Annotated in this window: 23 protein-coding genes; 11 read left to right on the top strand and 12 right to left on the bottom strand. The window is 69.7% G+C overall.

The window, feature by feature from the left end; translation table 11 throughout:
- Position 1: 1 nt before the first annotated feature.
- Entirely contained in the window at positions 2-250 is a 249-nt protein-coding gene (locus HV824_RS18165) for a DUF2171 domain-containing protein (protein ID WP_163781318.1), read from the bottom strand.
- A gap of 174 nt (positions 251-424) precedes the next feature.
- Between HV824_RS18165 and HV824_RS18170 the strand changes: the two genes are divergently transcribed.
- From HV824_RS18170 to HV824_RS18180, 3 genes are read left to right on the top strand one after another with little or no spacing between them, the layout of a single operon-like run.
- Complete coding sequence (locus HV824_RS18170) at positions 425-1,738, top strand: cytochrome-c peroxidase (protein ID WP_176423866.1); 1,314 nt, start codon at positions 425-427, stop codon at positions 1,736-1,738.
- Positions 1,739-1,749: 11 nt separating this feature from the next.
- Complete coding sequence (locus tag HV824_RS18175) at positions 1,750-2,868, top strand: metallophosphoesterase (RefSeq protein WP_176415789.1); 1,119 nt, start codon at positions 1,750-1,752, stop codon at positions 2,866-2,868.
- Positions 2,869-2,895: 27 nt separating this feature from the next.
- Positions 2,896-3,660 (top strand): c-type cytochrome, encoded by a 765-nt coding sequence (locus HV824_RS18180; protein ID WP_255208135.1) that lies wholly within the window; start codon positions 2,896-2,898, stop codon positions 3,658-3,660.
- A gap of 6 nt (positions 3,661-3,666) precedes the next feature.
- Here the strand turns inward: HV824_RS18180 and HV824_RS18185 are convergent, their stop codons facing one another.
- The 3 genes from HV824_RS18185 to HV824_RS18195 form a co-directional block, all read right to left on the bottom strand.
- Complete coding sequence (locus HV824_RS18185) at positions 3,667-4,701, bottom strand: acyltransferase family protein (RefSeq protein WP_176423868.1); 1,035 nt, start codon at positions 4,699-4,701, stop codon at positions 3,667-3,669.
- Between the two features lie 4 nt (positions 4,702-4,705).
- Entirely contained in the window at positions 4,706-5,872 is a 1,167-nt protein-coding gene (locus tag HV824_RS18190) for a bestrophin family protein (protein ID WP_176423869.1), read from the bottom strand.
- A 164-nt stretch (positions 5,873-6,036) separates the two neighbouring features.
- Positions 6,037-6,768 carry a 2OG-Fe dioxygenase family protein gene (locus HV824_RS18195; protein WP_176415785.1) on the bottom strand — a complete coding sequence of 244 codons (732 nt, stop codon included), beginning with the start codon at positions 6,766-6,768 and terminating at the stop codon, positions 6,037-6,039.
- Between the two features lie 190 nt (positions 6,769-6,958).
- Between HV824_RS18195 and HV824_RS18200 the strand changes: the two genes are divergently transcribed.
- The 6 genes from HV824_RS18200 (at position 6,959) to HV824_RS18225 (ending at position 15,538) form a co-directional block, all read left to right on the top strand.
- Positions 6,959-9,046, top strand: a complete 2,088-nt coding sequence (locus HV824_RS18200; RefSeq protein ID WP_176415784.1) for a prolyl oligopeptidase family protein — start codon at positions 6,959-6,961, stop codon at positions 9,044-9,046.
- 119 nt (positions 9,047-9,165) lie between these two features.
- Positions 9,166-9,711 (top strand): hypothetical protein, encoded by a 546-nt coding sequence (locus HV824_RS18205; protein ID WP_176423870.1) that lies wholly within the window; start codon positions 9,166-9,168, stop codon positions 9,709-9,711.
- Between the two features lie 165 nt (positions 9,712-9,876).
- The gene (locus HV824_RS18210) at positions 9,877-11,277 is read left to right on the top strand and encodes a 3' terminal RNA ribose 2'-O-methyltransferase Hen1 (RefSeq protein WP_176423871.1); all 1,401 of its coding nucleotides are present in this window, start codon (positions 9,877-9,879) and stop codon (positions 11,275-11,277) included.
- On the top strand, positions 11,274-13,838 hold the full coding sequence (locus tag HV824_RS18215; RefSeq protein WP_176415781.1) for a polynucleotide kinase-phosphatase: 2,565 nt from the start codon (positions 11,274-11,276) through the stop codon (positions 13,836-13,838). Before HV824_RS18210 ends, HV824_RS18215 begins: the two co-directional genes overlap by 4 nt.
- A gap of 47 nt (positions 13,839-13,885) precedes the next feature.
- Positions 13,886-14,335 (top strand): hypothetical protein, encoded by a 450-nt coding sequence (locus HV824_RS18220; RefSeq protein WP_255208136.1) that lies wholly within the window; start codon positions 13,886-13,888, stop codon positions 14,333-14,335.
- 201 nt (positions 14,336-14,536) lie between these two features.
- Complete coding sequence (locus HV824_RS18225; RefSeq protein ID WP_176423873.1) at positions 14,537-15,538, top strand: alpha/beta fold hydrolase; 1,002 nt, start codon at positions 14,537-14,539, stop codon at positions 15,536-15,538.
- Between the two features lie 63 nt (positions 15,539-15,601).
- On the opposite strand, the gene rpsD is transcribed toward HV824_RS18225, so the two are convergent.
- The 5 genes from rpsD to HV824_RS18250 all read right to left on the bottom strand — a co-directional run bounded on the left by rpsD (position 15,602) and on the right by HV824_RS18250 (position 20,290).
- Positions 15,602-16,234: a 30S ribosomal protein S4 gene (gene rpsD / locus HV824_RS18230; protein ID WP_176415778.1), complete on the bottom strand. Its 633-nt coding sequence runs from the start codon at positions 16,232-16,234 to the stop codon at positions 15,602-15,604.
- A 136-nt stretch (positions 16,235-16,370) separates the two neighbouring features.
- Positions 16,371-17,810, bottom strand: a complete 1,440-nt coding sequence (locus HV824_RS18235) for an MATE family efflux transporter (RefSeq protein WP_176423874.1) — start codon at positions 17,808-17,810, stop codon at positions 16,371-16,373.
- Positions 17,811-17,821: 11 nt separating this feature from the next.
- Positions 17,822-18,523, bottom strand: a complete 702-nt coding sequence (locus tag HV824_RS18240) for an SDR family oxidoreductase (RefSeq protein WP_176415776.1) — start codon at positions 18,521-18,523, stop codon at positions 17,822-17,824.
- Positions 18,524-18,597: 74 nt separating this feature from the next.
- Positions 18,598-19,161 carry a TetR/AcrR family transcriptional regulator gene (locus HV824_RS18245; protein WP_176415775.1) on the bottom strand — a complete coding sequence of 188 codons (564 nt, stop codon included), beginning with the start codon at positions 19,159-19,161 and terminating at the stop codon, positions 18,598-18,600.
- 73 nt (positions 19,162-19,234) lie between these two features.
- Positions 19,235-20,290, bottom strand: coding sequence for an NAD(P)-dependent alcohol dehydrogenase (locus tag HV824_RS18250; protein ID WP_163783869.1), 1,056 nt, complete (start codon positions 20,288-20,290; stop codon positions 19,235-19,237).
- Positions 20,291-20,537: 247 nt separating this feature from the next.
- On the opposite strand from HV824_RS18250, the gene ppsA reads away from it, so the two are divergent.
- Positions 20,538-22,919, top strand: a complete 2,382-nt coding sequence (gene ppsA / locus HV824_RS18255; protein WP_176423875.1) for a phosphoenolpyruvate synthase — start codon at positions 20,538-20,540, stop codon at positions 22,917-22,919.
- Here the strand turns inward: ppsA and HV824_RS18260 are convergent.
- Both HV824_RS18260 and HV824_RS18265 read right to left on the bottom strand, forming a co-directional pair.
- On the bottom strand, positions 22,896-23,366 hold the full coding sequence (locus HV824_RS18260; protein ID WP_176423876.1) for a hypothetical protein: 471 nt from the start codon (positions 23,364-23,366) through the stop codon (positions 22,896-22,898). The two genes, ppsA and HV824_RS18260, sit on opposite strands and share 24 nt — an antisense overlap.
- Before the next feature lie 103 nt (positions 23,367-23,469).
- Positions 23,470-24,351: a bile acid:sodium symporter gene (locus HV824_RS18265; protein ID WP_176423877.1), complete on the bottom strand. Its 882-nt coding sequence runs from the start codon at positions 24,349-24,351 to the stop codon at positions 23,470-23,472.
- A gap of 190 nt (positions 24,352-24,541) precedes the next feature.
- On the opposite strand from HV824_RS18265, the gene HV824_RS18270 reads away from it, so the two are divergent.
- Positions 24,542-25,834 carry a type I restriction enzyme HsdR N-terminal domain-containing protein gene (locus HV824_RS18270; RefSeq protein WP_176423878.1) on the top strand — a complete coding sequence of 431 codons (1,293 nt, stop codon included), beginning with the start codon at positions 24,542-24,544 and terminating at the stop codon, positions 25,832-25,834.
- A 16-nt stretch (positions 25,835-25,850) separates the two neighbouring features.
- On the opposite strand, the gene HV824_RS18275 is transcribed toward HV824_RS18270, so the two are convergent.
- Positions 25,851-26,237, bottom strand: coding sequence for a hypothetical protein (locus HV824_RS18275; protein WP_176423879.1), 387 nt, complete (start codon positions 26,235-26,237; stop codon positions 25,851-25,853).
- Between the last annotated feature and the right edge of the window lies 1 nt (position 26,238).

Consider the following 26,238-nt stretch of genomic DNA (forward strand, 5'->3'; position numbering starts at 1 on the left):
GTCAGATGTATGCGCCGCTGTCGGGCGCCTCGTCCTCCGTGGGCACGGTGGCGCCGTGGCCGGGGTGGAGGAACACGTCGCCGTGGTCCACCCGCGCCACCAGGTGGAAGCTCACCATGAAGTCGCGGCTGGGCGGCCAGCCCTGCTCCAGCTCGAAGTGCGTGTCTCCGATATGCACCACCGTGCCGAGCCTCCGCCCGTGCTCGTCCCTCACGGCCATTCCCTCGCGCAGCTCTCCCGGGTCCCACATGACGCCCTCCTTTTGCGAAAGATGCGCGCGTCCGAGATGTTCGGCAGCCCACGCAAGGGTGAACGCAAGCTGGACCGCGGCACGGGGATAGTGATGTTTTCGGGAAAGAACTGACCCCAGCCCGGCGCCTCGACTCCTCGCAGCGTGCAACGCGGTTGGTGGGGAGGGGAGACCATGCGCCCGCCGTGTGGCGTTGCACTGTCGCTCGCCGTCCTGCTGTTCGCCCAGGCCGGGCAGGCCCAGACGGTTGGGAAGGAAGCGGCGCCTCCGCCCGCCGACCTGCCACCGGGCGTGTCGGCGGCGCTGTGGAAGCTGTCCGTCCCGGCCAGCCTCGCGCCCACGCCGGAGCGGGTGTTGCTGGGCGAGAAGCTCTTCAACGACCAGCGCCTGTCGGTGGACAACACCGTGTCCTGCTCCACCTGTCATGACGCTCGCTTCGGCTTCACGGACGCGAAGCCCGTGTCGGAGGGCGTGAAGGGCCAGAAGGTGACGCGCAACAGCCCCACGCTCCTCAACGCGCTCTTCAATGCCTCTCAGTTCTGGGACGGCCGCGCGTCCACGCTGGAGGACCAGGCGAAGCTGCCCATCCTCAACCCGCGGGAGATGGGCATGCCCGACGAGGCGGCGGTGGTGGCCAAGGTGAAGGCCATCCCGGAGTACGTGAGGGACTTCCAGAAGGTCTTCGGCCGCGAGGTGAACTTCGACGACCTGGCGACGGCCATCGCCGCCTTCGAGCGCACGCTCTACTCCGGCGACGCCCGCTTCGACCGCTTCATCACCGGGGACTCCAAGGCGCTCACCGCCGCGGAGCGTCGGGGCTGGGCGCTCTTCAACGGCAAGGCCCGCTGCAACACCTGCCACGCGGGCAACGTGGTGTCGCCGCTGTTCAGCGACCAGAAGTTCCACAACATCGGCATCGCGGCGCACAAGCAGGACTTCGTGAAGCTCGCCCGCGAGGCCCTGAAGGTGGTCCGCACTGGCGACGAGCAGCAGATTGACGAGCTGGCGCTTCAGACGCGCTTCTCCGAGCTGGGCCGCTTCCTGGTGACGAAGCAGGAGAATGACGTGGGCACCTTCAAGACGCCCACGCTGCGCAACATCGCCATCACCGGTCCGTACATGCACGACGGCTCCCTGGCGACGCTGTGGGACGTCCTGGACCACTACAACAAGGGCGGCGTGCCCAACCCCTACCTGGATGGCGGCATGCAGCGCCTGGGGCTGACGGAGGCGGAGATAGACGACGTGGTGGCCTTCCTCCACACCCTCACCGACGCGCGGTTCGCGAAGTACGCCACGAAGGAGCAGGCCCGGCAGCGCGGGTTGAAGCACAGGCGCCCGGAGCGCGACACCGCGGTGGCCATGGGGAAGAAGGGGAACCTGGGAGACCTGGCCCCCAACCCGGACCTGTCGGTGAAGAACCCGGCGGACATCGGTGTGTACGGCACCGAGACGCTCGTGAAGCCCGCCTCGACGTCCAGGCCCTAGGAGCCGCCGCCATGGGGAACAAGTTCCGCAGCATCGAGACGAAGCACCACGCAGAGCGCGACGCCTTCTTCGACGACCTCAAGAAGCTGGACCGCCGCGCCTTCCTGCGCGTGGCCGGCATCTCCGCTGGCATCGCCGCGGGCCTGGGCCTGCGCACGCCGCACAGCTTCCAGCTGGTCAACGTGGCGGAGGCGCAGGGGACGAAGCCGCGCTTCTCCTTCGCGTACATCTCCGACACGCACCTGTACGAGAAGAAGCTCAACGACCGCTTCGTGCGCGCCATCCTCAAGGCCGTGGATGACGTGAATGGGCTGGACCCGCAGCCGGACTTCGTCCTCTTTGGAGGCGACCTGGCGCAGCTGGGCAAGCCCGGCGAGCTGAAGCTGGGCGCGGAGATTCTGAAGGCCGTGAAGGCGCCCGTTCGGATGATGGTGGGCGAGCACGACTGGTTCCTCGACATGGGCGAGCTGTGGACGGACCTGTTCGGCCCGCCGAACTATTCGTTCGACCACAAGGGCGTCCACTTCGTGGTGCTCAACTCCATCCTGGAGAAGGACTTCTGGACGGAGCGCAAGCTCACGCCCGAGGAGCGGATGCAGATTGTCGCCGGCCTGGACAACGGCATCCAGTCCCGCTTCGAGGTCGGCGCGCCGCAGCGCGAGTGGCTGCGTCAAGATTTGGCGAAGGTGAACAAGGCGACGCCCATCATCGTCTTCAGCCACTCACCGCTCTACAAATACTACCGGCCCTGGAACTTCTGGACGGACGACGCGGACGAGGTGCAGGCGCTGTTCAAGCCGTTCCAGACGGTGACGGTCATCCACGGCCACACGCACCAACTCCTCAGCAACCGCATTGGCAACATGAGCTTCCACGGCATGTTGTCCACCGCGTGGCCCTGGCCCTACGCGCCCGAAGGCCTGCCGCGGCTGACGGTGCAGATGAACCGCTCCGACCCCTTCAGCCAGTTCGACGGCTGCGGAGACGGGCGGATGGACGTGTTGGAGTCGGGGATGGTGGACAAGCTGTACAACCTCTGGGAGCGCAACCCCATCACCGTGCGCGCGAGCTACCTCGCGTCGGGTGGGAAGCAGGACGTGCCGCCCCGGACCAAGCTGCCGAGCTACTGAGCGCGAGGGGACACCATGACCTTCCGGATGAAGCTGCTTGTGGGAACGGGCGCCGTGCTGTCGTTCGTGGGAGGCGCGGCGCTGGCTACAGGCCCCGTGCCGCCGCCGTCGAAAGCGGCCGCCCAGGGCGCCGAGGTGAAGAAGCACGAGCTGCCGGTGTCGAAGGACGGCAACCTCGTGGTGGGCCTGTGTGACGGCGAGACGTCCATGGAGGTGAAGGGCGTCAAGGCGGGCCAGTCGTTGACGCGCGCGCAGGCGCAGCATGTGTCGGGCGCGCTGATGGAGGAATGGCTGCGCAAGAACCCGAACGCCCACTGGGACCCGGTGCCCCTGGTGGCGCAGGCGCCCTCGGCCAGCGAGACGGTGCGTCCGGGGGGCGTGACGCCGGAGAGCGGCGGCTCGCAGGTGAAGAAGCAGATTGCCACGCCTATCCAGGACGGCCACACCTATGGCGCGTTCTCCGACCGGGACGAGGCCATCTGGGCCGCCTCCACGGAGCAGTTCGTGGACGAAGGCCACCGCGTCTTCCATGACGCCAAGGCCATAGGTGGCACGGTGGGCATCTCCTGTGACATGTGCCACCCGGACGCGTCCAACACGCACCCGGAGACGTATCCGAAGTACCAGGTGCAACTGGGCCGCGTGGCGCTGCTGCGCGACATGATCAACTGGTGCATCGAGAACCCGGCGCGCGGCAAGCCGCTGGCGGATGGTGACCCGCGGATGCGCGCCATGGAGGCGTACATCTACGCCAAGCGCAAGGGCGTGAAGCTGGAGTACGGGAAGAAGTAGGCCCGCTCAGCGCCCCAGGCCCGGCACGGCGTCACGTGTCCGCTGGAAGAGCCACCGAGGCTCCCACAGCGGGCGCGTGGCCTGGACCACGTGAGGGTGGCCCAGCAGCACCGTGAGCAGCGCCCCCGCCCCCAGCGCGAGGGCGACGCCCACCGGCCCCTGGAGCAGCGCGTACGCGCCCAGGTGCTCGGCGGCTCGCACGACGAAGCCGTGCAGCAGGAAGGGCGCCAGGCTCCGGCCACCCAGCCGCGTGAGCGCGCTCTCCTCCCTGGGGCTGAGCGTGAACAGCGCCCACGTCAGCGCCAGCGCACCGCAGAGGAGGGCCGCGCGCGCCGCCATGCCCGTGAGCGCGGTGGCGCCGAGCACCGCGTAGCCGCTGCTCCCGTACAGCCACTGCGGCGCGGGCGCGGGCAGCGCGCCCACGGCCACCGCTCCGACGCAGACGCCAAGTCCCACGGCGAGCGACGCCGCGAGCGCGACGCGCCAGCCCCGGGTGTGTCGAGGGGCCAGCAGCCACTCCCTTCGCGTCAGGTGGCCGGCGACGAAGCAGGGCAGGAACACGAACGTCCGCGACAGTCCGAACAGGTAGCCCACCCAGGGCAGCAGGCCCGCGACGAGCGCCAGCGCCGCGGCCCACAGCAGCGGCCGGGGAAGGCGGAGGAGCAGGGGCAGCACCAGCCGCCAGCACCCGAGGCTCAGCAGGAACCACAGCAGCCAGTACGGCTGCACCAGCCAGTGGAAGCCCCAGCCTCGGCCGAGCACCCACGCGTCGAAGGCGACATACAGCACCTGGAACACGGCCAGCGGCGCGAGCTGCCCCCAGGCGATGGCGCTCAGCGTGCGTGGGCCGCTGTCCGCGCGGGACAGGTGCCCGGAGAGGAACGCGAAGGCGGGGATGTGGAACAGGTACAGGCCGGAGTAGAGCGCCTTCGCCAGCGGCTCGCGGCCGAGGAGGGGCTCGAGCGCATGCCCCATCACCACCAGGGTGATGAGGACGCCTCGCACGTTCTCGAACAGCGGGATGCGGCCAGCGGTCGTCACAACCTCAGTAGAGAAGCCCATCTTGGGGCTGAACGGGAGGGGGGAGCTCCGTTTCTCCCAGCATCTGCCGCAGGTTGATTTCGATGGTCCGGCAGAGCGCCGTCATGGGCGTATCGCTGAGGTCGTCCTCGAAGGGCGTCTCGATGTCCCGGCCCACGGCGTCCAGCCCGATGAAGAGGAACGCGATGACGGCGGTGACGAGCGGGGTGAGCCAGCCCAGGTCCTCCACCACACCCAGGGGGAGCAGCACCAGGTAGGCCCGTGTCATGGCCAGCAGCAGGATGTCGTACTGGCGGGGCAGGGGCGTGTTCTTGATGCGCTCACACGCGCCCAGCAGCTTCGTCAGCTCGGACAGCGTGCGGTCCATCGTTACGTGGAGGAAGAACACCTGCTGCGTGTCGGTCACCTGGCCGTAGATGCGGCGCAGGCGCGTGCCCATCCACAGCAAGAGGGCGGACGGAACGTTCTGCTCTTCGCGCAACGCTTCAATGACGGGGGGCCGGAAGAAGGGAACGATTTCTGGCAGCGGGTCCTGCCGGCGCAGGTGGCAGCGCATGGCATTCACGAAGCCAATCTGCGCGTACACCAGCTCGCGCGCGTCCTCGGTGATGTCCTGCACCATGCCGCCGGTGATGGCGCCGCGGGCCTCGCCCTCCGCCTGGGTGGCGGTGCCCATGTCGGCGAGCTTCTCCCGGGGGCTGCCCTGCTCCGGGTGTACGCGGGCCTGGCCGAACTGGTCGCGGACGGCGCCGTCGCTCGCTCGCGTTCCCGACACCGTCAACAAGCGACGGGTGCGCTCCGCCGCCGTGCGCAGCAGGGGCGACGCCGACGGCGCCAGCTCCAGCTCCGTCAACGCCGCACCGGCCCCGCGCTCCGGGCGCGGCAGCAGCGTCAACACCTGCCGGGCGAAGGTGCGCGACCAGTTCACCACGCCGCCCCAGAGCGAGCGGGCTTCCCACCAGCGGTCGTAAGCGGAGCCGTTGCGGAACGCGAGCAGCACGCCCAGCGCCGCCGCGAGCACCGACACGGGCATGGCGGGGACCGCCATCCACCAGGCGTCGAACACGCGGTAGCCCACGATGACAGCCAGCGCGAAGAGGACGTGCATCGCGACGCCCCTGCCGGTGTAACGCAGGATGATGTGCCAGGACAGCCTCCGGCCAACAATCATTCGGGGAATGCTCCAGGGTGGGTGAGGTCGCCTCGCGCAATGCGTCTAGTGACGCCGGCGCGCACTGGCAACACACGCACCCCGCTCGGTTGCGCGCGTGTGTCAGGCGAGCACGCGGACCGAAGCTGCAAGTGTCCTGGAGCGAGCAGAGGCGCTCCCGGGCGCTACCCGGGGCCCTGGAATCCCCCAGCCCGGAACGTGAGCACCAGCGTGTCCCGGTGGCCGGTGCCTCCCAGCGGCTGGATGGGCGTGCTCTCGTGAATCACGCGGGCATCATCGAGCAGCAGCGCGGACCAGGGCTCCGTCAGCGTGAAGCGCAGGCCGTTGGGACCCTGGGCCTCGAAGACACGCGTCTCACCGCCCTTGATGCCCTCGCGGCCCACGAGCAGCACCGCCACGAAGTCCACGCCGTCCCGGTGCGCGCCCTCGGGGGTCGGCCGGCCGATGCCGTCGGTGGTGTCGATGCGGAACTGGTGGGCCTCGACGAACCAGGGGCGCTCGCCCTTGAGGTGGGAGCAGCACGCGGCGAGGCCTCGAATCAGCCCCGCCCACACCGGCTGGGACACGACGTCGGGCTGCACGGGCTCGAACCAGCGCTCCAGCCCGCCGTGAAGCGCGTTGTATTCCACGGGCTGCCAGTGCGCGCGGTGAGGCGCCTGCGTCACCGAGGCGCCGTCCACGATGAAACAGGCGTGCCGCCGTGAGCGATAGCGGCCCCCATCCCGGAGGAAGCCATCCTGCGGCAGCGCGTCCCAGGACGGCCGCAGCGCGTCCAGCGCGGGCGAGTCAATGCCCGCGAGCTCGCAGAGTCCGTCGCGGTTGAGCACGGCGTAGCCACGCCCGCTGAGGGCCGTGGGGACTTCGGACGCGGGGGTGACGGGGGGCTGGAAGCTCATGGGCGTCGGACTCCACGCGCGGACCCATACTCCCTTGCAGGCCATCACCGCCAGCCCCGATGCGATGCACGCACGGCGGGCGCTCACGGGCCCGTGAGCACGGCCGCCGTGGCGCAGGCGTCATCGTCGGGGGAATGGGAGGCGGCTCGGTCTGTTGGGGGGGCCACCTCGGGCATCGGGAGATGAGGACATGAGAAGGGCGTATGTGGCGTCGTTGCTGACCGGGCTGTTGACCTCCGCCGTGGCGATGGCCGAGGCCCCACCTCAAGACCCCTTCCTGTGGCTCGAGGAGGTCCAGGGCGAGAAGGCGCTCGCATGGGTGCGCGCCCAGAACGCGCGGACGCTCGCGGTGCTGGAGAAGGACCCGCGCTTCGAGACCTTCCACGCCCAGGCGCTCGAGCTGCTCACCTCCACCGACCGCATCCCCACGCCCGGCTTCCGGGCAGGCGGTGTGGACAACTTCTGGCAGGACCGCGGCAACCCCCGAGGCCTCTGGCGGCACACCTCGCTGGACGGCTACACGCGCGCCCAGACACCGTGGGAGACGGTGCTGGACGTGGACGCGCTGGCGAAGGCCGAGAAGGCCAACTGGATTTGGAAGGGCAGCAACTGCCTGCCGCCCGCGGACCAGCGCTGCCTCGTCTCCCTGTCCAACGGCGGCAAGGACGCCGTGGAGCTGCGCGAGTTCGACGCCGCCGCGAAGCACTTCGTGGAAGGAGGCTTCCAGGTCCCGGAGGGCAAGCTGTCCGCGTCCTGGTTGGACACGGACACGCTGCTGGTGGGGCGTGACTGGGGCGGGGACACGCTCACGGAGTCGGGCTATCCCTTCGTGCTCAAGCGCTGGAAGCGCGGCACGCCGCTGACGGAGGCGCAGGAGGCCTTCCGGGGCGAGCGCACCGACGTCTCCGCGTCTCCCTTCCCGCTGCGGGACGCGGAGGGCGCGCTGCGGGCGGTGCTGGTCAACCGCGCGGTGACCTTCTTCGAGTCGGAGTACTACCTGCTGGGAGACGCGGCGCCGGTGCGGCTCCCGTTCCCCCGGAAGTCCTCCCTCCAGGCCTTCGTGGACGGGCAGGTCGTCTTCACGATTGAAGAGGACTGGGGCCGCTTCAAGCAGGGCGCGCTGCTGGCGTACCCGCTGGCCGCGCTGAAGGCGGACCCGGCGAAGGCGAAGCCCACGCTGCTCTTCCAGCCGGGCGCGCGTCAGGCCATCGAATCGGTGGCGGCGACGCGGGGGCGGGTGCTGGTGAACCTCTACGAGGACGTGAAGGGCGCGCTGGATGTCTACACGCCGGTGAAGAACCGCTGGAGCCGCAAGCGGCTGGCCTTGCCGAAGAACGCCTCGGTCGCCATCACCGCGACGTCGTCTTCACATGACCGCTTCTTCGTGAAGTCCCAGGGCTTCCTCGAGCCGACGGCGCTGTGGCTGGCGGACGCGAAGGCGGGCACGGTGAAGAAGGTGAAGTCGCTGCCCGCGCGCTTCGATGGCTCGAAGCTCCGGGTGGACCAGTACTGGACGAAGTCAAAGGACGGCACCCGGATTCCATACTTCCTGGTGCGGCCGAAGGCGCGGAAGCTCGACGGCACGCTGCCGACGCTGGTGTATGGCTATGGCGGCTTCCAGGTATCCAAGCCACCCGTCTACCTGCCGGAGGAGGGCAAGTTGTGGATGGAGCGCGGCGGGGCCTACGTCGTCGCCAACATCCGGGGCGGCGGCGAGTTCGGTCCGCGCTGGCACCAGGCGGCCCTGCGGGAGCACCGCCAGCGCGCGTTCGACGACTTCGCGGCGGTGATGGAGGACCTGGTGCGCAGGAAGGTCAGCTCCCCGCGCCACCTGGGAATCTACGGCCGCTCCAACGGCGGCGTCCTCACCAGCGTGGCGATGACGCAGCGCCCGGACCTGTTCAACGCGGCCGTCATCGAAAGCCCGCTCATCGACATGATGCGCTACCACAAGCTGCCGGCGGGCGCGTCGTGGGTGGGGGAGTACGGCGACCCGGAGGTGCCCGGGGACGCGGCGTTCATCTCGAAGTACTCCGCCTACCAGAACCTCCGCGAGGGCGTGCGCTACCCCGCGCCGTACATCACCACCAACACGAAGGATGACCGCGTCCACCCGGGCCACGCGCGGAAGTTCGCGGCGCGCCTGGAGGCCATGGGGCTGCCGTACCTGTATTACGAGAACACCGACGGCGGGCACTCCAACGACGCGGACCCGCTGCTCAACGCGCGCCGGTGGGCCCTGCACCACGTCTACCTGTCGCGGCAGTTGATGGACTGAGCGGCCGATGGAGGCGGGTGTGCTGTCCAGGAAAACATCTTGGTTGTGATTTTAAGATTATTCTTGATTTGGGCTGATAGAGTGCTCCGCGCAGCGCTTTCCCTTTCAGGAGCACCCCCATGTCCCAGCTCAAGATGCGGCTCGTCTCGTTGTCCATCCTCACCCTGTCCCTCGCGGCCGTTGGCTGTGGTGTTGGCGCGGAGGTGGAGCCGCTGCCGTCCGAGTCGGGGTCGGCGGGGGAGCATGTCGTTGATGAGGAAGTCCTCTACGGAGGAGACGCGCACGATGAGGGCGAGGTCTCCGCCATGGCCTCCGCCGCGGCCTGCGCGGGCTTCTGTAACGACGAGTGTGTGGCGTATGCCCGCTGCCGGGCGCCCAATCTTCCCTATGGGCTGTTCACGTGGGCCGACAAGCGCGCCATCATCAACAGCAACCACGCTCACGTGGGCTGCGTGGCGATGATTCTGGGCTCGAACCCCGCGGGGCACACGGCGTTCGTCGCGAAGGTCAACAAGACGGTCAACCCGTACCGCATCACCCTGAACGAGTCCAACTGGGGCTCGCGCACGTGCAACACGCGCACGGGGACGAAGGGTGGCCTGAACATCACCAACTACTGGTGCCCGCGCGCGGCCCACACGGCGAGCTGCGCCGGCCCCATGTAGTGCTGCCGAGGCCCGCGGGGGTTCGCGGGCCGTGAAGGCGCTGAATGCGCACGGCCGGGTGGGCCCACGTTGTCAGGCTCGCCCGGCACCCCAGGTCTTCGCCGCGCTACAGTCCCGCGTCATGGGAAACGTCCCTGACGCCGTGGAACCGAAGCTGGGAAGGCCATGCTGCTGACGCTCTCGACGACGCATCATCCCGCGACCGACCTCGGGTACCTGCTCCACAAGAATCCGCACCGTCCGCAGTCGTTCGAGCTGTCCTTCGGACACGCGCACGTCTTCTATCCGGAGGCCACGGAGGCGCGCACCACGGCGGCGTTGCTGCTGGAGGTCGACCCCGTCGGGCTCGTCCGGGAGCGTCGCGGCCCTTCAGGCGAAGGCGGTGTGCTGGACCAGTACGTGAACGACCGACCCTACGTGGCCTCGTCGTTCCTGAGCGTCGCGCTCGCACGCACCTTCCGCAACGCGATGTCGGGCAGCAGCAAGGAGCGGCCGGACCTGGCCGGGCAGCCGCTTCCGCTGGTGGCCCGCCTCTCCGTGCTCCCTTGTCGCGGCGGCGAGCCCTTCCTGCGGAAGCTCTTCGAGCCCCTGGGCTACACCGTCACCGCCACGCGGCACGCGCTGGACGAGACACGCCCGGACTGGGGCCACAGCCGCTACTTCACCGTCACGCTGGAGGCCCACACGCGCCTGAGTGAGTTGCTCACGCACCTCTACGTGCTGATTCCCGTGCTGGATGACGACAAGCACTACTGGGTGGGTGACGAGGAGGTGGAGAAGCTCCTGCGGCACGGGGAGGGCTGGCTGGCGGCGCACCCGGAGCGGGACCTCATCACCCGGCGCTACCTGCGCCACCGCAAGAGCCTCGCGCGCGAGGCGCTGGAGCGGCTCTCCGGTGACGAAGCGCCCGAGCCGGAGGAGGGCGCGCAGGCGCGCAACCAGGAGGAGGCCGCGCTCGAATCGCGGCTGAGCCTCAACGAGCAGCGGCTGCAGGCCGTGGTCGCCGTCCTCAAGGAGAGCGGCGCCACGCGCGTGGTGGACCTGGGCTGCGGCGAGGGCAAGCTGCTCCGGGCCCTGCTCAAGGAGCGGCAGTTCACCGACATCCTCGGCATGGACGTGTCCTTCCGTTCGCTGGAGATCGCCCGGGAGCGGCTGGACCTGGACCGGATGTCGGAGCTTCAGCGGCGACGGATACAGCTCCTCCACGGCTCGCTCATGTACCGGGACGCGCGGCTGGCCGGGTACGAGGCGGCCTCTGTCATCGAGGTCATCGAGCACCTGGACCCGCCGCGGCTCGCGGCCTTCGAGCGCGTCCTCTTCGAAGCCGCCCGGCCCAACGTGGTGGTGCTCACCACGCCCAACGCCGAATACAACGTGCGCTTCGAATCGCTCCCCGCGGGCACCTTCCGCCACCGCGACCACCGCTTCGAGTGGACCCGGGCCGAGTTCGAGTCCTGGGCCCAGGGCCTCTGCGAGCGCTTCGGCTACAGCGTTCGCTTCCTCCCGGTGGGTCCCCTGGACCCGGACGTCGGTGCACCGACCCAGATGGCGGTGTTCGCGCGATGAAGCTCACGATTCCTGAACTCTCCCTGGTCCTGCTCATCGGTCCTTCCGGCGCGGGCAAGTCCACCTTCGCGCGCCGGCACTTCAAGCCGACCGAGGTCCTGTCATCGGATGCCTACCGGGGCATCGTCTCCGATGACGAGAACAGCATGGAGGCCACGAAGGACGCGTTCGAGACGCTGCGCTTCGTCGCGGCCAAGCGGCTGGCGCGGGGGCTGCTCACCGTCATCGACGCGACCAGCGTGCAGCCAGAGGCGCGCAAGCCGCTGGTGGAGCTCGCGCGCGAGTTCCACGTGCTGCCCGTGGCGGTGGTGCTCGACGTCCCCGAGAAGACATGCCAGGAGCGCAACCGGCAGCGGCCTGACCGGGCCTTCGGTGCGCATGTGGTGCGCAACCAGCTCCAGCAACTGCACCGCTCGCTGCGAGGGCTGGAGCGCGAGGGCTTCCGCCATGTCCACGTGCTGAAGCCGGAGGTGCTGGAGGCCATCGAGTTCGTGCGGCAGCCGCTGTGGAACAACCGCAAGCACGAGCACGGGCCCTTCGACATCATCGGCGACGTCCATGGGTGCCGGGAGGAGCTGGAGGCGCTGCTGGGCAAGCTGGGCTACGAGGTGCGTCCCCGCGCGGACGGTGCGCCAGGGTTTGACGTGCGTCCGCCCGAGGGGCGCAAGGCCCTCTTCGTGGGAGACCTGGTGGACCGGGGGCCGGACACGCCGGGCGTGCTCCGGCTCGTCATGGGCATGGTGGCGGCGGGCAGCGCGTTGTGCGTCCCGGGGAATCACGAAGTGAAGCTGATGCGCAAGCTGCGCGGCCGGGACGTGAAGGTGTCACACGGGCTGGCCCAGTCGCTGGAGCAGCTGGAGCGTGAGCCGCCCGAGTTCCACAAGGCGGTAGTGGACTTCATCGACGGGCTCGTCTCGCACTACGTCCTCGACGAGGGGCGGCTGGTGGTGGCGCACGCGGGCCTCAAGGCGTCGATGCAGGGCCGTGGCTCCGGCCGGGTGCGTGAGTTCGCCCTGTACGGGGAGACGACGGGCGAGACGGACGAGTTCGGTCTGCCCGTGCGCTTCAACTGGGCCGCGGAGTACCGGGGCAAGGCGGCGGTGGTGTACGGGCACACGCCGGTGCTGGAGGCGGACTGGCTCAACAACACGCTCTGCGTGGACACGGGCTGCGTGTATGGCGGCAAGCTGACGGCGCTGCGTTATCCGGAGCGGGAGCTCGTCTCGGTGCCCGCGGCGCGGGCCTACGCGGAGTCCATCCGGCCGCTGGGCGGTGCTGTCACGCCAGGGAGCGGGCTGAGCGCGCAGCAGGTCCATGACGACCTGTTGGACATCGAGGACGTGCGGGGCAAGCGCGTGGTGACGACGCGGCTGAGCCAGAGCGTGACGGTGCGCGAGGAGAACGCCACGGCGGCGCTGGAGGCGATGAGCCGGTTCGCCATTGACCCGAAGTGGCTCATCTACCTGCCGCCGACGATGTCGCCCTCGGAGACGAGCAAGGCGCAGGGCTACCTCGAACACCCGGCGGAGGCGTTCGCCTACTACCGCAAGGAGGGGGTGGCGAAGGTCGTGTGCGAGGAGAAGCACATGGGCTCGCGCGCGGTGGTCGTGGTCGCCCGCGACGAGGCGGCGGCTCTCCGGCGCTTCGGCGTCACGACGGGCGCGCCAGGCGTCTGCTACACGCGCACGGGGCGCCGCTTCTTCACGGACACGGGGCTCGAAGCGGCGTTCCTGGCGCGGGTGCGCGCGGCGCTCACCGCGTCGGGGTTCTGGGAGGCGCACCAGACGGACTGGGCGTGCCTCGATGGGGAGCTGATGCCCTGGTCCTTCAAGGCCCAGGAGCTGTTGCGCGACCAATACGCTTCGGTGGGGGCGGCCTCGCGCGCGGCGCTCACGGACGTGGTGTCGGTGCTGGAGCAGGCGGTGGGGCGCGGGCTGGAGGTCGGGGAGCTGGCCACACGCTTCGGCGAGAAGGCGCGCAGCGTGGAGCGGTACGTGGAGGCCTACCGGCGCTACTGCTGGCCCGTGCATTCGTTGGAGGACGTGCGGTTCGCGCCCTTCCATCTGCTGGCGACGGAAGAGGGGGCGCACATGGACAAGGACCATGTGTGGCACATGGAGACGCTCGCGCGGGTGTGCCAGGCGGACGCGACGTTGCTGGTGGCGACACCGTTCCGCGTGGTGGCGCTGGAGGATGACTCCGCGGTGGCGGAGGGCGTGCGCTGGTGGGAAGAGCTCACGGCGCGAGGAGGGGAGGGGATGGTGGTCAAGCCGCTCGACTTCGCGGTGCGTGGGCGCAAGGGGCTGCTCCAGCCAGCCATCAAGTCACGAGGGCCGGAGTATCTGCGCATCATCTACGGTCCGGAGTACACCGCGCCCGCGAACCTGGAGCGGCTGCGCCAGCGGGGCTTGTCCACGAAACGCTCCCTGGCGCTGCGTGAGTTCGCGCTCGGGGTCGAAGGCCTGGAGCGGTTCGCGCGAGGCGAGCCGCTGCGCCGCGTACACGAGTGTGTCTTTGGAGTCCTCGCCCTGGAGAGCGAGCCGGTGGACCCACGGCTTTGATGTAGACTTTGGGGCGGGAGCGCCAGGCGCCCAGTGGAGGGATGAGGATGAACTTCTACGGCGAGCCGTCCCCATTTCTCTGGTGGGAGTCCAACCTGTGGTGGGTGCTCGCGCTGGCGATGTCCGCCGGGCTGGGCGTGTGGTGCTGGTTGATGTGGGGCTCACGTCAGCCTGGGGATGTCCTGCGGGTGGCGCCCGCACTCGGCGTTGGCCGTCTCCGGCGGGGGCTGGACGCTGTCGCGTGGACCGTGATGGCGGCTGCCTTCATGGGCCCCATGGCGTTCGTCATATCCTGGCTGGTGGCGACGGACTCGCTCGTCCCTCACTGTGAGGTGGTGGAAGGGCGTCCGTCGTTTTCGTTCTTCATCCGGTGGCCTTGGTTCGGATTGGCCCTGGTGGCGCTCGTGGGCGGCGTTGCCTACGCGCGCCGGACTCGAGCACCCAGGGATGCGCGTGACGTGCTCCTGGCGGTGGAGACCGCGCGGCGTTCCACTTAATGCCGGTGCGCCGCCGTGCCTGGGGGCATCATCGCCGTGACGAACAGGCGCCTCAGGCAGTGGGCGAGCCGCACCGCGCTGAAGTCCGTGGCGGCGGCATCCCGGTTGTGCGGGGCGCACCTGGCCCATGCGGGCAAGGGGAGAGGCAGCCCCCGCGGACGCTGGTGCCTGGCGAAGGCGCTCGCCAGAATTCCCAATCACATGCGAACGAACCTCGTGGGTGCCGCGCTTCTCCTGCTGGCTGCTTGTGATTCCACTCCGTTGGACCCTGGGCCCGATGACCCGCCGTCCCTTCACCAAATGACGCGGGTGGAGGCGGTCCGGGGCGTCGAGCTGGAGGTGCTCGACTATGGCGGCCAGGGCCCGGCGCTCGTGTTCCTCGCGGGCATGGGCAGCACGGCCCACATCTTCGATGAACTGGCGCTCGAGTTCCGGGACACACACCACGTCTACGCGCTCACACGCCGTGGCTACGGCGCCTCGGATTGGCCCGACACCGGCTATGACACCGCCACGCTGGCCACGGACGTCCTGGGGGCGCTGGACAAGCTGGGGCTGTCGAAGGCGTCGTTCGCGGGCCACTCCCTGGCGGGGGACGAGCTGACGTGGCTGGCGCTCCACCACCCCGAGCGCGTGGAGGGGCTCGTCTACCTGGACGCCACCGACAGCCGGGGCGAGATTGCCGCGTTCCTGGAGGGCGCGCCGTTGCCGCCGCTGCCCTTCTCCGTGCTCGACGGCCTCCCTTCACGGCAGGCGGTGGCGGAGCGGCTGGCGCGAGATTTGGGCGGAGGGCTCCCCGCGCACGAGGTCGAACAGGCGTATGAGTTCGACGCCGCGACAGGGGCCTACCTGCGCGAGCGCCGCCATCCTGGTGCCACGGAGCAATCCGTCCGGGGTGCGGCCATCATGGACCTCGAGCGCGTGCAGGGGCCCGTGTTGTCCCTGTCGGATGGGCAGGGCTTCACCGGCTGGGTGGAGGCCCTGGTGGCGGCTGAGTCGCTGCCGCTGGAGCTCCGGGAGAAGGCCCGCGGCTTCCTGCCCCACATCCGGCGGCACGAGACGGACCAGGAGGCCGCGCTGCGGCGTCATCCCGGCTGGAGACACCTGCAACTGGAGGGCGCGGGGCACTACATCTGGCTGACGAACCGGGCGGAGGTCGTGACGCGGATGCGCGACTTCTTCGCCGCCACCGCCGCGCCGTAGCACGCCCCCGCTGGCGTTGCCTGTCCGAGCCACATGCCCGGACAGACAGCCGCAGAGCACCGCTCAGCTCCGCTGCGCGTAGTACTCCACGATGAAGGGCTCGTTCACGTCCACGGGGATTTCCTCCCGCTCGGGCAGGCGCACGTAGCGCAGCCCTTCGCCCTCGCCCAGCACCTGGACGTAGGCGGGCACGGGCCGCGACTTCATCCGGCTGAAGGACTCCTGCACCACGGCGAGCTGCAGGTTCGCCGTGTGGAAGCGGACTTCGCTGCCAGGCTTGACGCGGAAGCTGGGGATGTCCGCCCGCTTGCCGTCCACCTGGAGGTAGCCGTGGCGCACGAACTGCCGAGCCTGGCGGATGCTGGTGGCCAGCCCGGCGCGCAGCACCAGCGAGTCCAGCCGGCTCTCCAGGAGCTGCAGCAGCACCGTGCCGGTGTTGCCCGGGGCCTGGCGTGCCTCCTTGAAGGCCGCACGGCACTGATGCTCCAGCAGGCCGTAGTACAGCTTCAGCTTCTGCTTCTCCCGCAGCCGGCGCGCGAAGTCGCTCACGCTGGTGCGCGCGGTGGCACCGTGCTGGCCAGGAGGATAGGGCCGGCGCAGCACCGGGTCCTTGTCCGGGTCCTTCGCGGTGACGCGCGAAAGCGGAATCCCCAGCCGACGACACATCTTCCCCCGCGGTCCCAAGTCGCGTGCCACGTCGTGCTCCTTCGACCATCTCCCGGTGTTTGAATTGGAGATGAAGTTGATAATCAGTATCAATTTCAATAACTCCAATTTGGGCCCGGGGTCAAGCCCGGAGTTCGAGGTGGGGACGCGGGCTGGGCGGCTTCACTCAGTTGCCGTGCGGCGCCGTCTCCCGTCGGAAGATGGCGCCCGCGAGCACCGCCACGACGGTGACGCCGGCGTAGGCCACCAGCCCGGCGGCGACCATGGCGAACAACGCGGAGAGCCCCCCATCGAGCCGCGCGGCGACGAGCCACCCTGCGCCCGCGCTGATGACCAGGCGCGAGGTGCCCGCCAGGAAGGGCCACAGCACGCGGCCCGCCCCCTGCGCGGCGAACGCGAGCACGAAGCCCAGGCCCAGCAGGCCGTAGAACGGCGCCACGATGCGCAGGTAGTCCAGGCCCGGCGCCACGACGGCCGGCTCGCGGCTGAAGGCATGGAGCCAGACTTCCGGCGCCAGCGCCGCCGCCAGTCCAATGACTCCCGCCGCCACGAAGCCCAGCCCGCCGCCCAGCCAGGCGATGCGCCGGGCGCGCTCGTGCTGGCCCGCGCCCACGTTGGTGCCCACCAGCGTCAGCACGGCGGTGCCCAGGCCAAAGAGAACCGGGATGATGAGGTAGTCCAGGCGTGACGCCATGCCGTAGCCCGCCAGCGCCTCCACTCCGAACATCCCCACGACGCCGGTGATGACCATCACCATCAGGTTGGGCTGCAGCGTGCTCAACGCCGTCAGCAGGCCCACGCGCAGGATGTCGCGGAGCAGCCGCGGCTCCACCGGCCCCTTCGTCAGCCGGACCACGGCCCGTCCGGACGCCATGTAGCGCAGCAGCCAGAGCGCCGCGCCCACATAGAACAACGTCATCGCGAGCCCCGCGCCCGCCAGCCCCAGGGCGGGCACCGGGCCGAAGCCGAAGATGACCCCTGGCGTCACGACGAGGAAGACGGCGGCGCCCACGAGCGTCACCAGCGCGGGGACGCGCACCTCGCCCGCGCCGCGCAGCGCCGCCGCGAGCAGGTTCACCAGCCAGAAGGGAATCGAGCCCGCGAACACATAGTTCGAATACTGGAGCGCGGCGTCCAGCGCGCCCGCCCGTCCACCCAGCGCCGTGTACAGCGCGGGGCCGGTCATCCAGGCGAGGACGCTGAAGAACAGGCCAATGGCCAACGCCAACACCACGGCATGCCAGACCAGGGCATCCGCATCGTCCCGCCGGTTCGCGCCCAGGGCTCGCGCCACCGCGGAGGCCACGCCGCTGCCAATGCCTCCGTTGGACATCATCGTCATCAACATCACGACGGGGAAGACGAGAGAGACGCCCGCCAGCGCCTCCGTGCCCAGGAAGCTCGCGTACCAGTTCTCCGCCACGCCCACCAACGACTGGGCAATCAGGACCAGCGTGGTGGGCACGGCGAGCTGGAGCAGGGGCTTGAGCAGCGGGCCCCGCAGCATCGCGTCTTGAAGGGACGCGCGCCCGGGGAGCGCGGAAGGCGTGGACCCGGGCGCTGCCTCCCGCGCTGGGGCTGCGTCGCTGCTGGCTGCGTCACCCATGGGATGTCACCTCACGCGCTCAGCGCACCAAGATAGCCACCGGCGGACAAGCCTTGTTTGACCATGCGGCTCACGTCGTCGGCGAGCACTTCCTCCTCGCCAGCCTCCAGCGCGGTCAGCGTGAGACGCACCACGTCTGTAGGATTCGCCTTCGGCGCGGTGACCTGCTGGGCCATGTCGGTGTCCATGAACCCGACGTGCAACGCCAGGACCTGGGTCTTCTGCCCGCGCAACTCCTGACGCAAGCCATTGGTCATCGCCCAGGCCGCGGCCTTGGAGGCGCTGTAGGTCGAGGCGCCCGGGAAGGAATGCCAGCTCAGCACCGACAGCACGTTGATGATGCCGCCTCCGCCGTTGCGAGCCAGGATGGGGGCGAAGGCGCGGCTCGTCGCGAGCGGGCCCAGATAGTTCGTCTCCATTTCGTTGCGGGCATGCGTGAGCACGTCCTCGCTGGTCAGGCTCGCCGGCTGGCTGATGCCCGCGTTGTTGATGAGCAGCGTCACGTCGCCCGCCTCACGCACCAGCGCTTCGAGCTGGTCTGGGCGCGTCACGTCCAGGCGGACCGGCACGATGCCCGGCACCATGCTGGGGCCGGGCTCACGAGCCGCCGCATAGACTTTGCGCACGCCCCGCTCGAGCAGGCCCTTGGCGAAGGCGAGCCCAAGGCCGCGATTGGCTCCGGTGACCAAGGCCACTGCGTTCTGGAGATGCATGGTTCGGCTCCTTTTATGATGACCGTCATATTTTACGGCGCGTGGCCGCGGTGAAGAGACCTGCCGCGGTGGGCTCAGCGGCGCTTGTTGCTCACGGCATGCTTCGCGGCGGTCCGGAAGGACCGCGCCAACTGGGTGTCATTGACCGCGCGGGAGATGAGCAGCGCGCCGACCAGGGTACTCAGCGCCGCCATGGCGCGCTCGCTCTGCTGGGAGGCTTCTCCCGAGGGGAGCTGGCTTTCGAGCAGCTCCAGCAGCCGCCGGACCTGTCGGGTGGTGACGGCCCGGACCTCGCTGGACTGGCGCCGGGTCTCCGAGCCGAGCGCGGCCAGGACGCAGCCCTGCTCGGGATGCTTCGCGTGCGAATCGGACAGGTAGGTGTCCAGCAGGGCCGCCAGACCCTCACGTGCCGTGGCGTCCTCCAGAGTTTTCATCGTCTCGGCCCCGGCGGCCTCCAGCGCTTCGGCGAGCAGGGCCTCCCGGGACGGGAAGTGGGCATAGAAGCCGCCGTGCGTGAGCCCCGCCTCCTTCATGATGTCCGCCACGCTGACGCCCTGGTAGCCCTCCTTGCGAATCGCACGGGACGCACTCCGGAGGATGCGCTCGTGGGTCTGCTCCTTCTTGGAGGGGCTCTTCATATGATTGTTATCATAAAATCGCGCGCTCGATTGTCAACCGAGAGTGCGGAGGCCCCCCGGGGAGGGGTGGGGCTCACGGTTGGATGGCCACCTTGAAGACGCCGTCACGGCGCTCGCCGAAGAGGGCGTAGGCCTCCTGGATGTCCGCGAGCTTGAAGCGGTGGGTGATGAGCGGCGACAGGTCGACGCGCTGGTGGTGCACCAGGTCCATGAGGCGGCGCATGCGCTCCTTGCCTCCTGGGCACAGGGTGGTGACGATGCGGTGGTCCCCCAGGCCGGCGGAGAACGCGTCGTAGGGCAACTGGAGCTTGCCCGAGTAGACGCCCAGGCTGGACAGCGTGCCCGCGGGCCGCAGGCAGCGCAGCGCGCTCTCGAAGGTCTGCTGGGTGCCCAGCGCCTCGATGGCCACGTCGGCGCCGCCGCCCGTGAGCCGCTTCACCTCGGCCACCACGTCCTGCTGACGGTAGTCGAGCACCACGTCCACGCCCATCCTCCGCGCCATCTTCAGGCGCGCCTCATCGCCGTCCACGCCCACCACGAGCGAGGCGCCCATCAGCCGCGCGCCAATGGAGGCGCACAGCCCGATGGGCCCCTGCGCGAAGACGACCACCGCATCGCCGATGCGCACGCCGCCCGCCTCCGCGCCGCTGAAGCCCGTGGAGGCGATGTCCGACAGGAGGACGACCTGCTCATCCGTGAGCCCGTCCGGAATGGGCGCGAGGTTGGCCTGCGCGGAGGGGATGCGGATGTACTCGGCCTGGGCGCCATCTTGGGTGTTGCCCATGCGCCAGCCGCCCAGGGCCTCCCAGCCCGCGCCGTGGCCGCACTGCGAGAGGTGGCCGGACAGGCAGGCCCTGCATTGTCCACACGGGGTGATGGCGCCCACGAGGACCCGCTGCCCCGGGCGATAATCCGTCACGCCGGGGCCAAGCTCCTCGATGACGCCCACGGGCTCGTGACCGATGACGAGCCCCGGGCGCACCGGGTACTCGCCTCGGACGATGTGCAGGTCCGTGCCGCAGACCGTGGTCAGCGTCATCCGGATGACCGCCTCGCCGGCTCCCGCGTGGGGACGCTCCACCTCTTCGATGCCGAAGCGGTTCACAGCCTGAAAGACATTGGCTCGCATGCGCTCCCCCGTGGCTCGTGGATGCCCACCCGTGAAGTGTCGGCACGGTGTTGGAAGGTGTCATCCGCTCAGGCGTGGATGCGGCGGTGGCGTTCGTGCCGGGCGCATGCTCGGGGGCATGGGGACCTGACAGTGGCTCGGGCCCGCGCGCTCCGGGCCCAGGTGGATGTCATCTCCTGACACCGGCCGCATCGTCCTCGGTGAGTCGCGCCCGCGCAATCAGGCGTCTACTTCAGGGGGCGGTACCATGAACGTCGCACCGGATACGGAGAAGCCACGGCAAGCCGAGCATCCGGAGGTGGCCGCCGCGCCTCGCCTGCTCTGGTTCAGCGAGCTGTCCCGCGCGGACGTCGCGCTGGCGGGTGGCAAGGGCGCGAACCTGGGCGAGATGACGCGGGCAGGGCTGCCCGTTCCGCCGGGCTTCGTCATCACCGCCGCAGCCTTCCAGGAGGCCATGGCGCCGGTGCGCGCCCGGCTGAGCGCCCTCTGGGCACAGGTGGACCCGGATGACCCTTCGTCACTGACCCGAGTCACCCAGCAGCTCCGTGAGCACGTGCGGAGCGCGCCCATCCCGGAGCGGCTGCGCGCAACCCTCCTGGAGGCGTATCAGCAACTGGGCGCGGACCGGGCCGTGGCGGTGCGTTCCTCGGCGACCTCGGAGGACTCGGCGGCCACGTCCTTCGCGGGCATGCACGAATCCTTCACTCACGTGATGGGCGAGGACGCCTTGATGGATGCGCTGCGGGCATGCTGGGCCTCGGCCTATGGCGAGCGCGTGGTGGCCTACCGCAAGGCGGCAGGGCTCACCGAGGAGCCCGCCATCGCCGTGGTGGTGCAGGCGATGGTGGACGCGTCCCGCGCGGGCGTCATGTTCACCGCGGACCCGTCCTCGGGAGACACCGGCCGCATCGTCATCGAGGCGGCCTGGGGGCTGGGAGAAGTCGTGGTGGGCGGGCAGGTGGAGCCGGATACGTATTGCGTCACCAAGAAGGAGCCTCGCGTGCGCGAGGTCCGGGTGGGCGACAAGAGTGTCCGCCTGGTGCGCGATGCCGAGGGGCACACGCAGCGCGAGACCCTGAGTCCGGAGCAGGCCCACGAGCGCGTGCTGAGCGACGTGTCGGTGCTGGAGCTGGCGCGGTTGGGGCTGCGGGTGGAGCAGCACTACGGCGCGCCGCAGGACATCGAGTGGGCGGAGGAGCGCGGCCGGTTGTTCCTGGTGCAGACGCGGCCGATTACCACGTTGGGCAAGCCCTCCGTCGCGCCACCGCCGGAGGAAGGCCCCGCGGGCAAGGCGTTGGTGCGGGGACTGAGCGCGTCGCCCGGGGTGGCGGCGGGCCGGGTGCGGGTGCTGGCGTCGCCGGCGGAGGGAGGGCAGCTCCAGCCGGGCGAGGTGCTGGTGGCCGAGATGACGTCGCCGGACTGGGTCCCCACCATGCGGCGGGCCGCCGCCATTGTCACGGACCGAGGCGGCATGACGTGCCACGCCGCCATCGTCAGCCGGGAGCTGCGCAAGCCCTGCGTGGTGGGAACACGCACCGCCACGCGCACGCTGCGAGGTGGCGAAGCGGTGACGGTGGATGGCTCGACGGGAGAAGTCCGGGAGGGACAGGAGGCGCCACGTCCGCGGGCGGTGGAGGCGACCGCCAGCGCGCCCACGGTGGGCACGGCCCCGGTGCTGGCCACGCGCCTCTACGTCAACCTGGCCCTGCCCGCGCAGGCCCGCGAGGCCGCGGCGCTCCCGGTGGATGGCGTGGGCCTGCTGCGCGCCGAGTTCATGCTCACGGAGGCGCTGGGCGGTGTGCACCCGCGCAAGCTCATCGCGGAGGGCCGGAGCGGCGAGTTCGTGGAGCGCATGGCTGCGGCCCTGCTCCAGACGACGCGCGCCTTCCATCCGCGCCCCGTGGTGTACCGGACGACGGACTTCCGGACGAACGAGTTCCGCGGCCTGGAGGGCGGCGCCGAGTTCGAGCCCAGGGAGTCCAACCCGATGATTGGCTTCCGGGGAGCCTACCGGTACCTGCGCGAGCCCGACGTGTTCAACCTGGAGCTGGAGGTGCTCGCGCGGGTCCGCGAGCAGACGCCCAACCTCCAGGTGATGCTGCCCTTCGTGCGCACGCTCTGGGAGCTGGAGGCGTGCCTGGAGCTCATCGCCCGCAGCCCGCTGGGGCGGCAGCGGGGCTTGAGGAAGTGGGTGATGGCGGAGGTGCCCTCCATCGTCTACCGCCTCCACGACTATGCGAAGTGTGGGATTGACGGCGTGTCCATCGGCTCGAATGATTTGACGCAGCTCATGCTGGGCGTGGACCGGGACTCCGAGTCGTGCGCCGAGCTGTTCGACGAAGCGGACGCCGCGGTGCTGGCCGCCATTGGCGACATCATCCGCGGGTGCGAGGAAGCGGGCCTGACGTCTTCACTGTGTGGGCAGGCGCCGTCGAACCGGCCGGACTTCGCGGAGCACCTGGTTCGCGCGGGGATTACGTCCATCTCCGTGGACCCGGCGGCGGTGCTCGCGACGCAGCGGGTGATGGCGGCCGCGGAGCAGCGGCTGCTGCTGGCCGCCTCGAAGCGGGCGACGCTTCAGGGTGGCCAAGGAAGGGAGCGTCGCTCAGGGCTGCTTGTCGGGCGGTAGGGGAGCGGTGGTGGCCTCGACCTCCGCGGGCAGCGGCTCGGCATGGGCGGCAATCCGCGCTCGCTCTGCCGCCAGCTTGCGCGGCAGCTCGGGGGAAGGGACCTTGACCAGCCGGAGCGCGAGCACCTCGACGACCCGGTCCTGGAAGTGGCGCCCGAGATAGGAGGCGATTCCACTTGGGCTGGGAGCCAGTACGGGCGTCTTCGCGATGTGCCTGGGCAGGGCCTCGAGGTAGGCCAGGGCCTTGTCATTGTCGGGTGTCTTGCCCTCCACCCAGGGAATCAGCGTTCGGGCCAGGAGCCGGGGGAGCGGCGCCGGGTCCGCCAGATGGCGGCTGAGCTCCGCGACTGCCGCCGCACCTCTTCGGCGCAGCTGTGCCTCCGCGTCCAGGTAGGCGTCATCCTGGGTGCTCAGCGCTTCATTGAAGAGGTCGCGCTCGGTCTTCATCGCTGTCTCGAGTTCAGCGGGGCAGCGCAATGTCGCACACGCGGCTTCCGAAGTGCGCGGTCGGTGGAAGAAGCCACAGCGGACACTGCATGTGGCTTCAGCCTCAGGTCCGTCCGTGGCGGAGGACGTGGTGCTTGTTCCAGAGCAGATAGGGGAGCAGCGCGAGCGTCCGCAGCACCAGGTAGACGCAGATATATGGGAGCAGTCGCCGCCCCTGGTCGCTGACGCTGGCGACGGCGAGCGCGATGGAGGGATTGCCGAAGACGGCGGCGAGCGCGAGGGCTGTCCGGTCCTCTGGCTGGGGCCCCCCCGCCAGGTGGCCCATCATCGCGGAGCCCAGCGTCATCACCAGCATGCCCAGCAGCATCCAGTCATTCACGACGTGCAACCTCGGACCGCTGATGAACAGCAGGGCGAGCACGGCGCAGACGAACACGGCCTTGAAGAGCCACAGCATGGGCCGCAGCAGGCGCCTCGCCAGCGCCGGGCGCCATGCGCGCAGGGTCCAGCCCGCGATGAGCGGCACCAGGAAGGGCATCATGACCCGCTGGATGAGCCGGGTGGTGGGCGGAGCCTGGAACACCGCCGGAAAGAAGTCACTGAGCAGCCGCAGCGAGAGCGGTAGGAGCAGGATGGCGGCCAGCGACAGCGTGAGGGACAGCGCCACCGTGAGGCGCAGGTCGCCACGCTGCCGGTAGGACGCGACGGCGACGCTGGGCACGCCGGGGCTGACGGCCATCAGCAGGATGATTCCCGCCGCGAGAGGCGGCAGCGGGAGGGCATGCACCAGCACGAGGGCGAGCAGTGGGACACCCAGCAACACGGTGGGAAGCCCCCGCGCATAGGCCGGCAGGCGCATGGCGCGCCTCACGGCGCTCGCGTCGACGGCGAGCCCCAGGACGAACCCCATGAGCACGACGAGGTGCTGCACCGCGAACTCGACTGCGTGCCGCAGGCCCAGCGCGGCAATCACCCCGGTGTCCATGGGGAGAGGATGGCCACGGCCGGCCCCTGGGAGGCACGTTGAGGCGGCCAGCCGCGCGTGCGTTCCTCGGAGTGGCCGCGGAGTCAAGGGGGCGGGCCTCACCCCTGGGAGGGATGGCCGCCAGGGCCCCCTCGGCTTGAAATCACCTCCACGCCTGGACGCCTCGCATGCCCGGGCAAGGGGACGTGCCATGGACGCGAACCATCTGCTGGAGCTGGTCAAACGCTATCAAGACAACAAGGCGTTCATCTCCAATGAGGAGACCGCGAAGATAGCGCTGGTCGTCCCGTTCATCCGGAGCCTCGGCTACGACCCGAGCGTCCCGCGGGAGGTCCGCCTGGAGTACACGGCGGACTTCGTCCAGGGAGACGGCAAGAAGCTGCCGGACCGCATGGACTTCGCCATCTTCGACCAGACGGGCACCAAGCCGCTCATCGTCATTGAGACCAAGCCCCTGGGTACCGACCTCAAGGCCCGCGCGCAGCAGCTGGCGCGCTACCTGTCGCAATTGCCGGAGCTCCACTTCGGCATCATCACCGACGGGTGTCACTACCTCTTCTTCGGGGACTTGGAGAACCCCAACGTCATGGACCCGGAGCCCTTCTTCACGTTCTCCCTGGAGGACACGAAATCGGACTGGGTGAAGGTGGCCAAGTTCCTGTCCAAGTTCAGCCGTGAGGCCTTCAACGCGACGACGCTGATTACGGACGCGGAGAACAGCCGCTACCGACAGGGGATGATTGACAAGCTCGCGTCCGCCCTGAAAGCGCCCGGCGAGCACGAGGCCTTCCTCAAGTGGCTCACGGAGGACATCTACAAGGGCAAGCGGACCACCGCGGTGATGGAGCGGCTCGCGGATGTCGCGAGGGAGGCCATCGAGCCGACGCTGCTGCGGGTCATGGGCGACGACTTCCTGAACAAGCTCAAGGAGCGCATCCAGCGACTCAACGAGGGCGCGGAGCCCGCGGTGGCGCAGGATGGCACCAACGTGGTGAAGCCGGAGTCGGCCAAACCCTTCGAGGCGGAGGGCCGCGCCGCGCCCGACGAGAAAGGCCGCGCCGCCGTGGAGACCACCGAGACGGAGCTGGAGTTCTTCGGCGTGGTGCGGGACATCTGCGTCAAGAACGGCCACGCCGCCGAGGACATCCTCTTCCGGGACACGGCGTCCTACTTCAACGTGTCGTTCAAGCGGCCCACGAAGTGGTTCGCCCGGTTCTTCGGCAATGGCAAGCGCAAGAGCATCGTCACCTGGGTGCCGGTGGACGAGGCCCGCGCCATTGCCGCGGGCTTCGAGGTGGAGGCGGCGCCCGCCGGGTTGGGCACCACCCGCGTCTTCATCGAATCGGTGCCCCAGGTCTGGGCGCTGAAGGCGCTGGTGATTCGGAGCCTGGAGCTGTCCAAGACGGTGCGTGACGAGCCACCGTCTTCAGACGCCGCCACACCGGAGGACGGGAAGCCCGCCCTCAAGGTCATCACGGGCTGACGCTCCGCCGCGGAGCTCACGCCGCCGCGCGAAGCGACGTGAGTCCCATGGCCTTGAGGGCCAGCACGCCCACCACGGCGAAGGCCTGCCCGCCGAGCAGCGCGACGCCCAGGGGCGTGAGCTCCTGCGCATGCATGACGACGAGCAGCACGCTGCCCACCACCCAGGCGGCGTCCACCAGGACGTGCACCAGGGCCGCGCCCAGGACGGGCTGCTTGAGCCCGACCCAGAGGTTGAAGGCCGACCAGGGCAGCAGGAAGAGGCCCACGCCGAACAGGAAGCGGGGCGGCAGTGTCCACCCCGCGAGCTGGGTGAGGGTGGGGGCCAGGAGCAACAAGGCCACGCCCATGAGGAGCGAGGCGGCGGCGTCGAAGCGGTAGACGAAGCGGGGATTGCGAAGCAGG

It is taken from the genome of Myxococcus sp. AM009 (genome assembly GCF_013372605.1).
Classification (GTDB): Bacteria; Myxococcota; Myxococcia; order Myxococcales; family Myxococcaceae; genus Myxococcus; species Myxococcus vastator.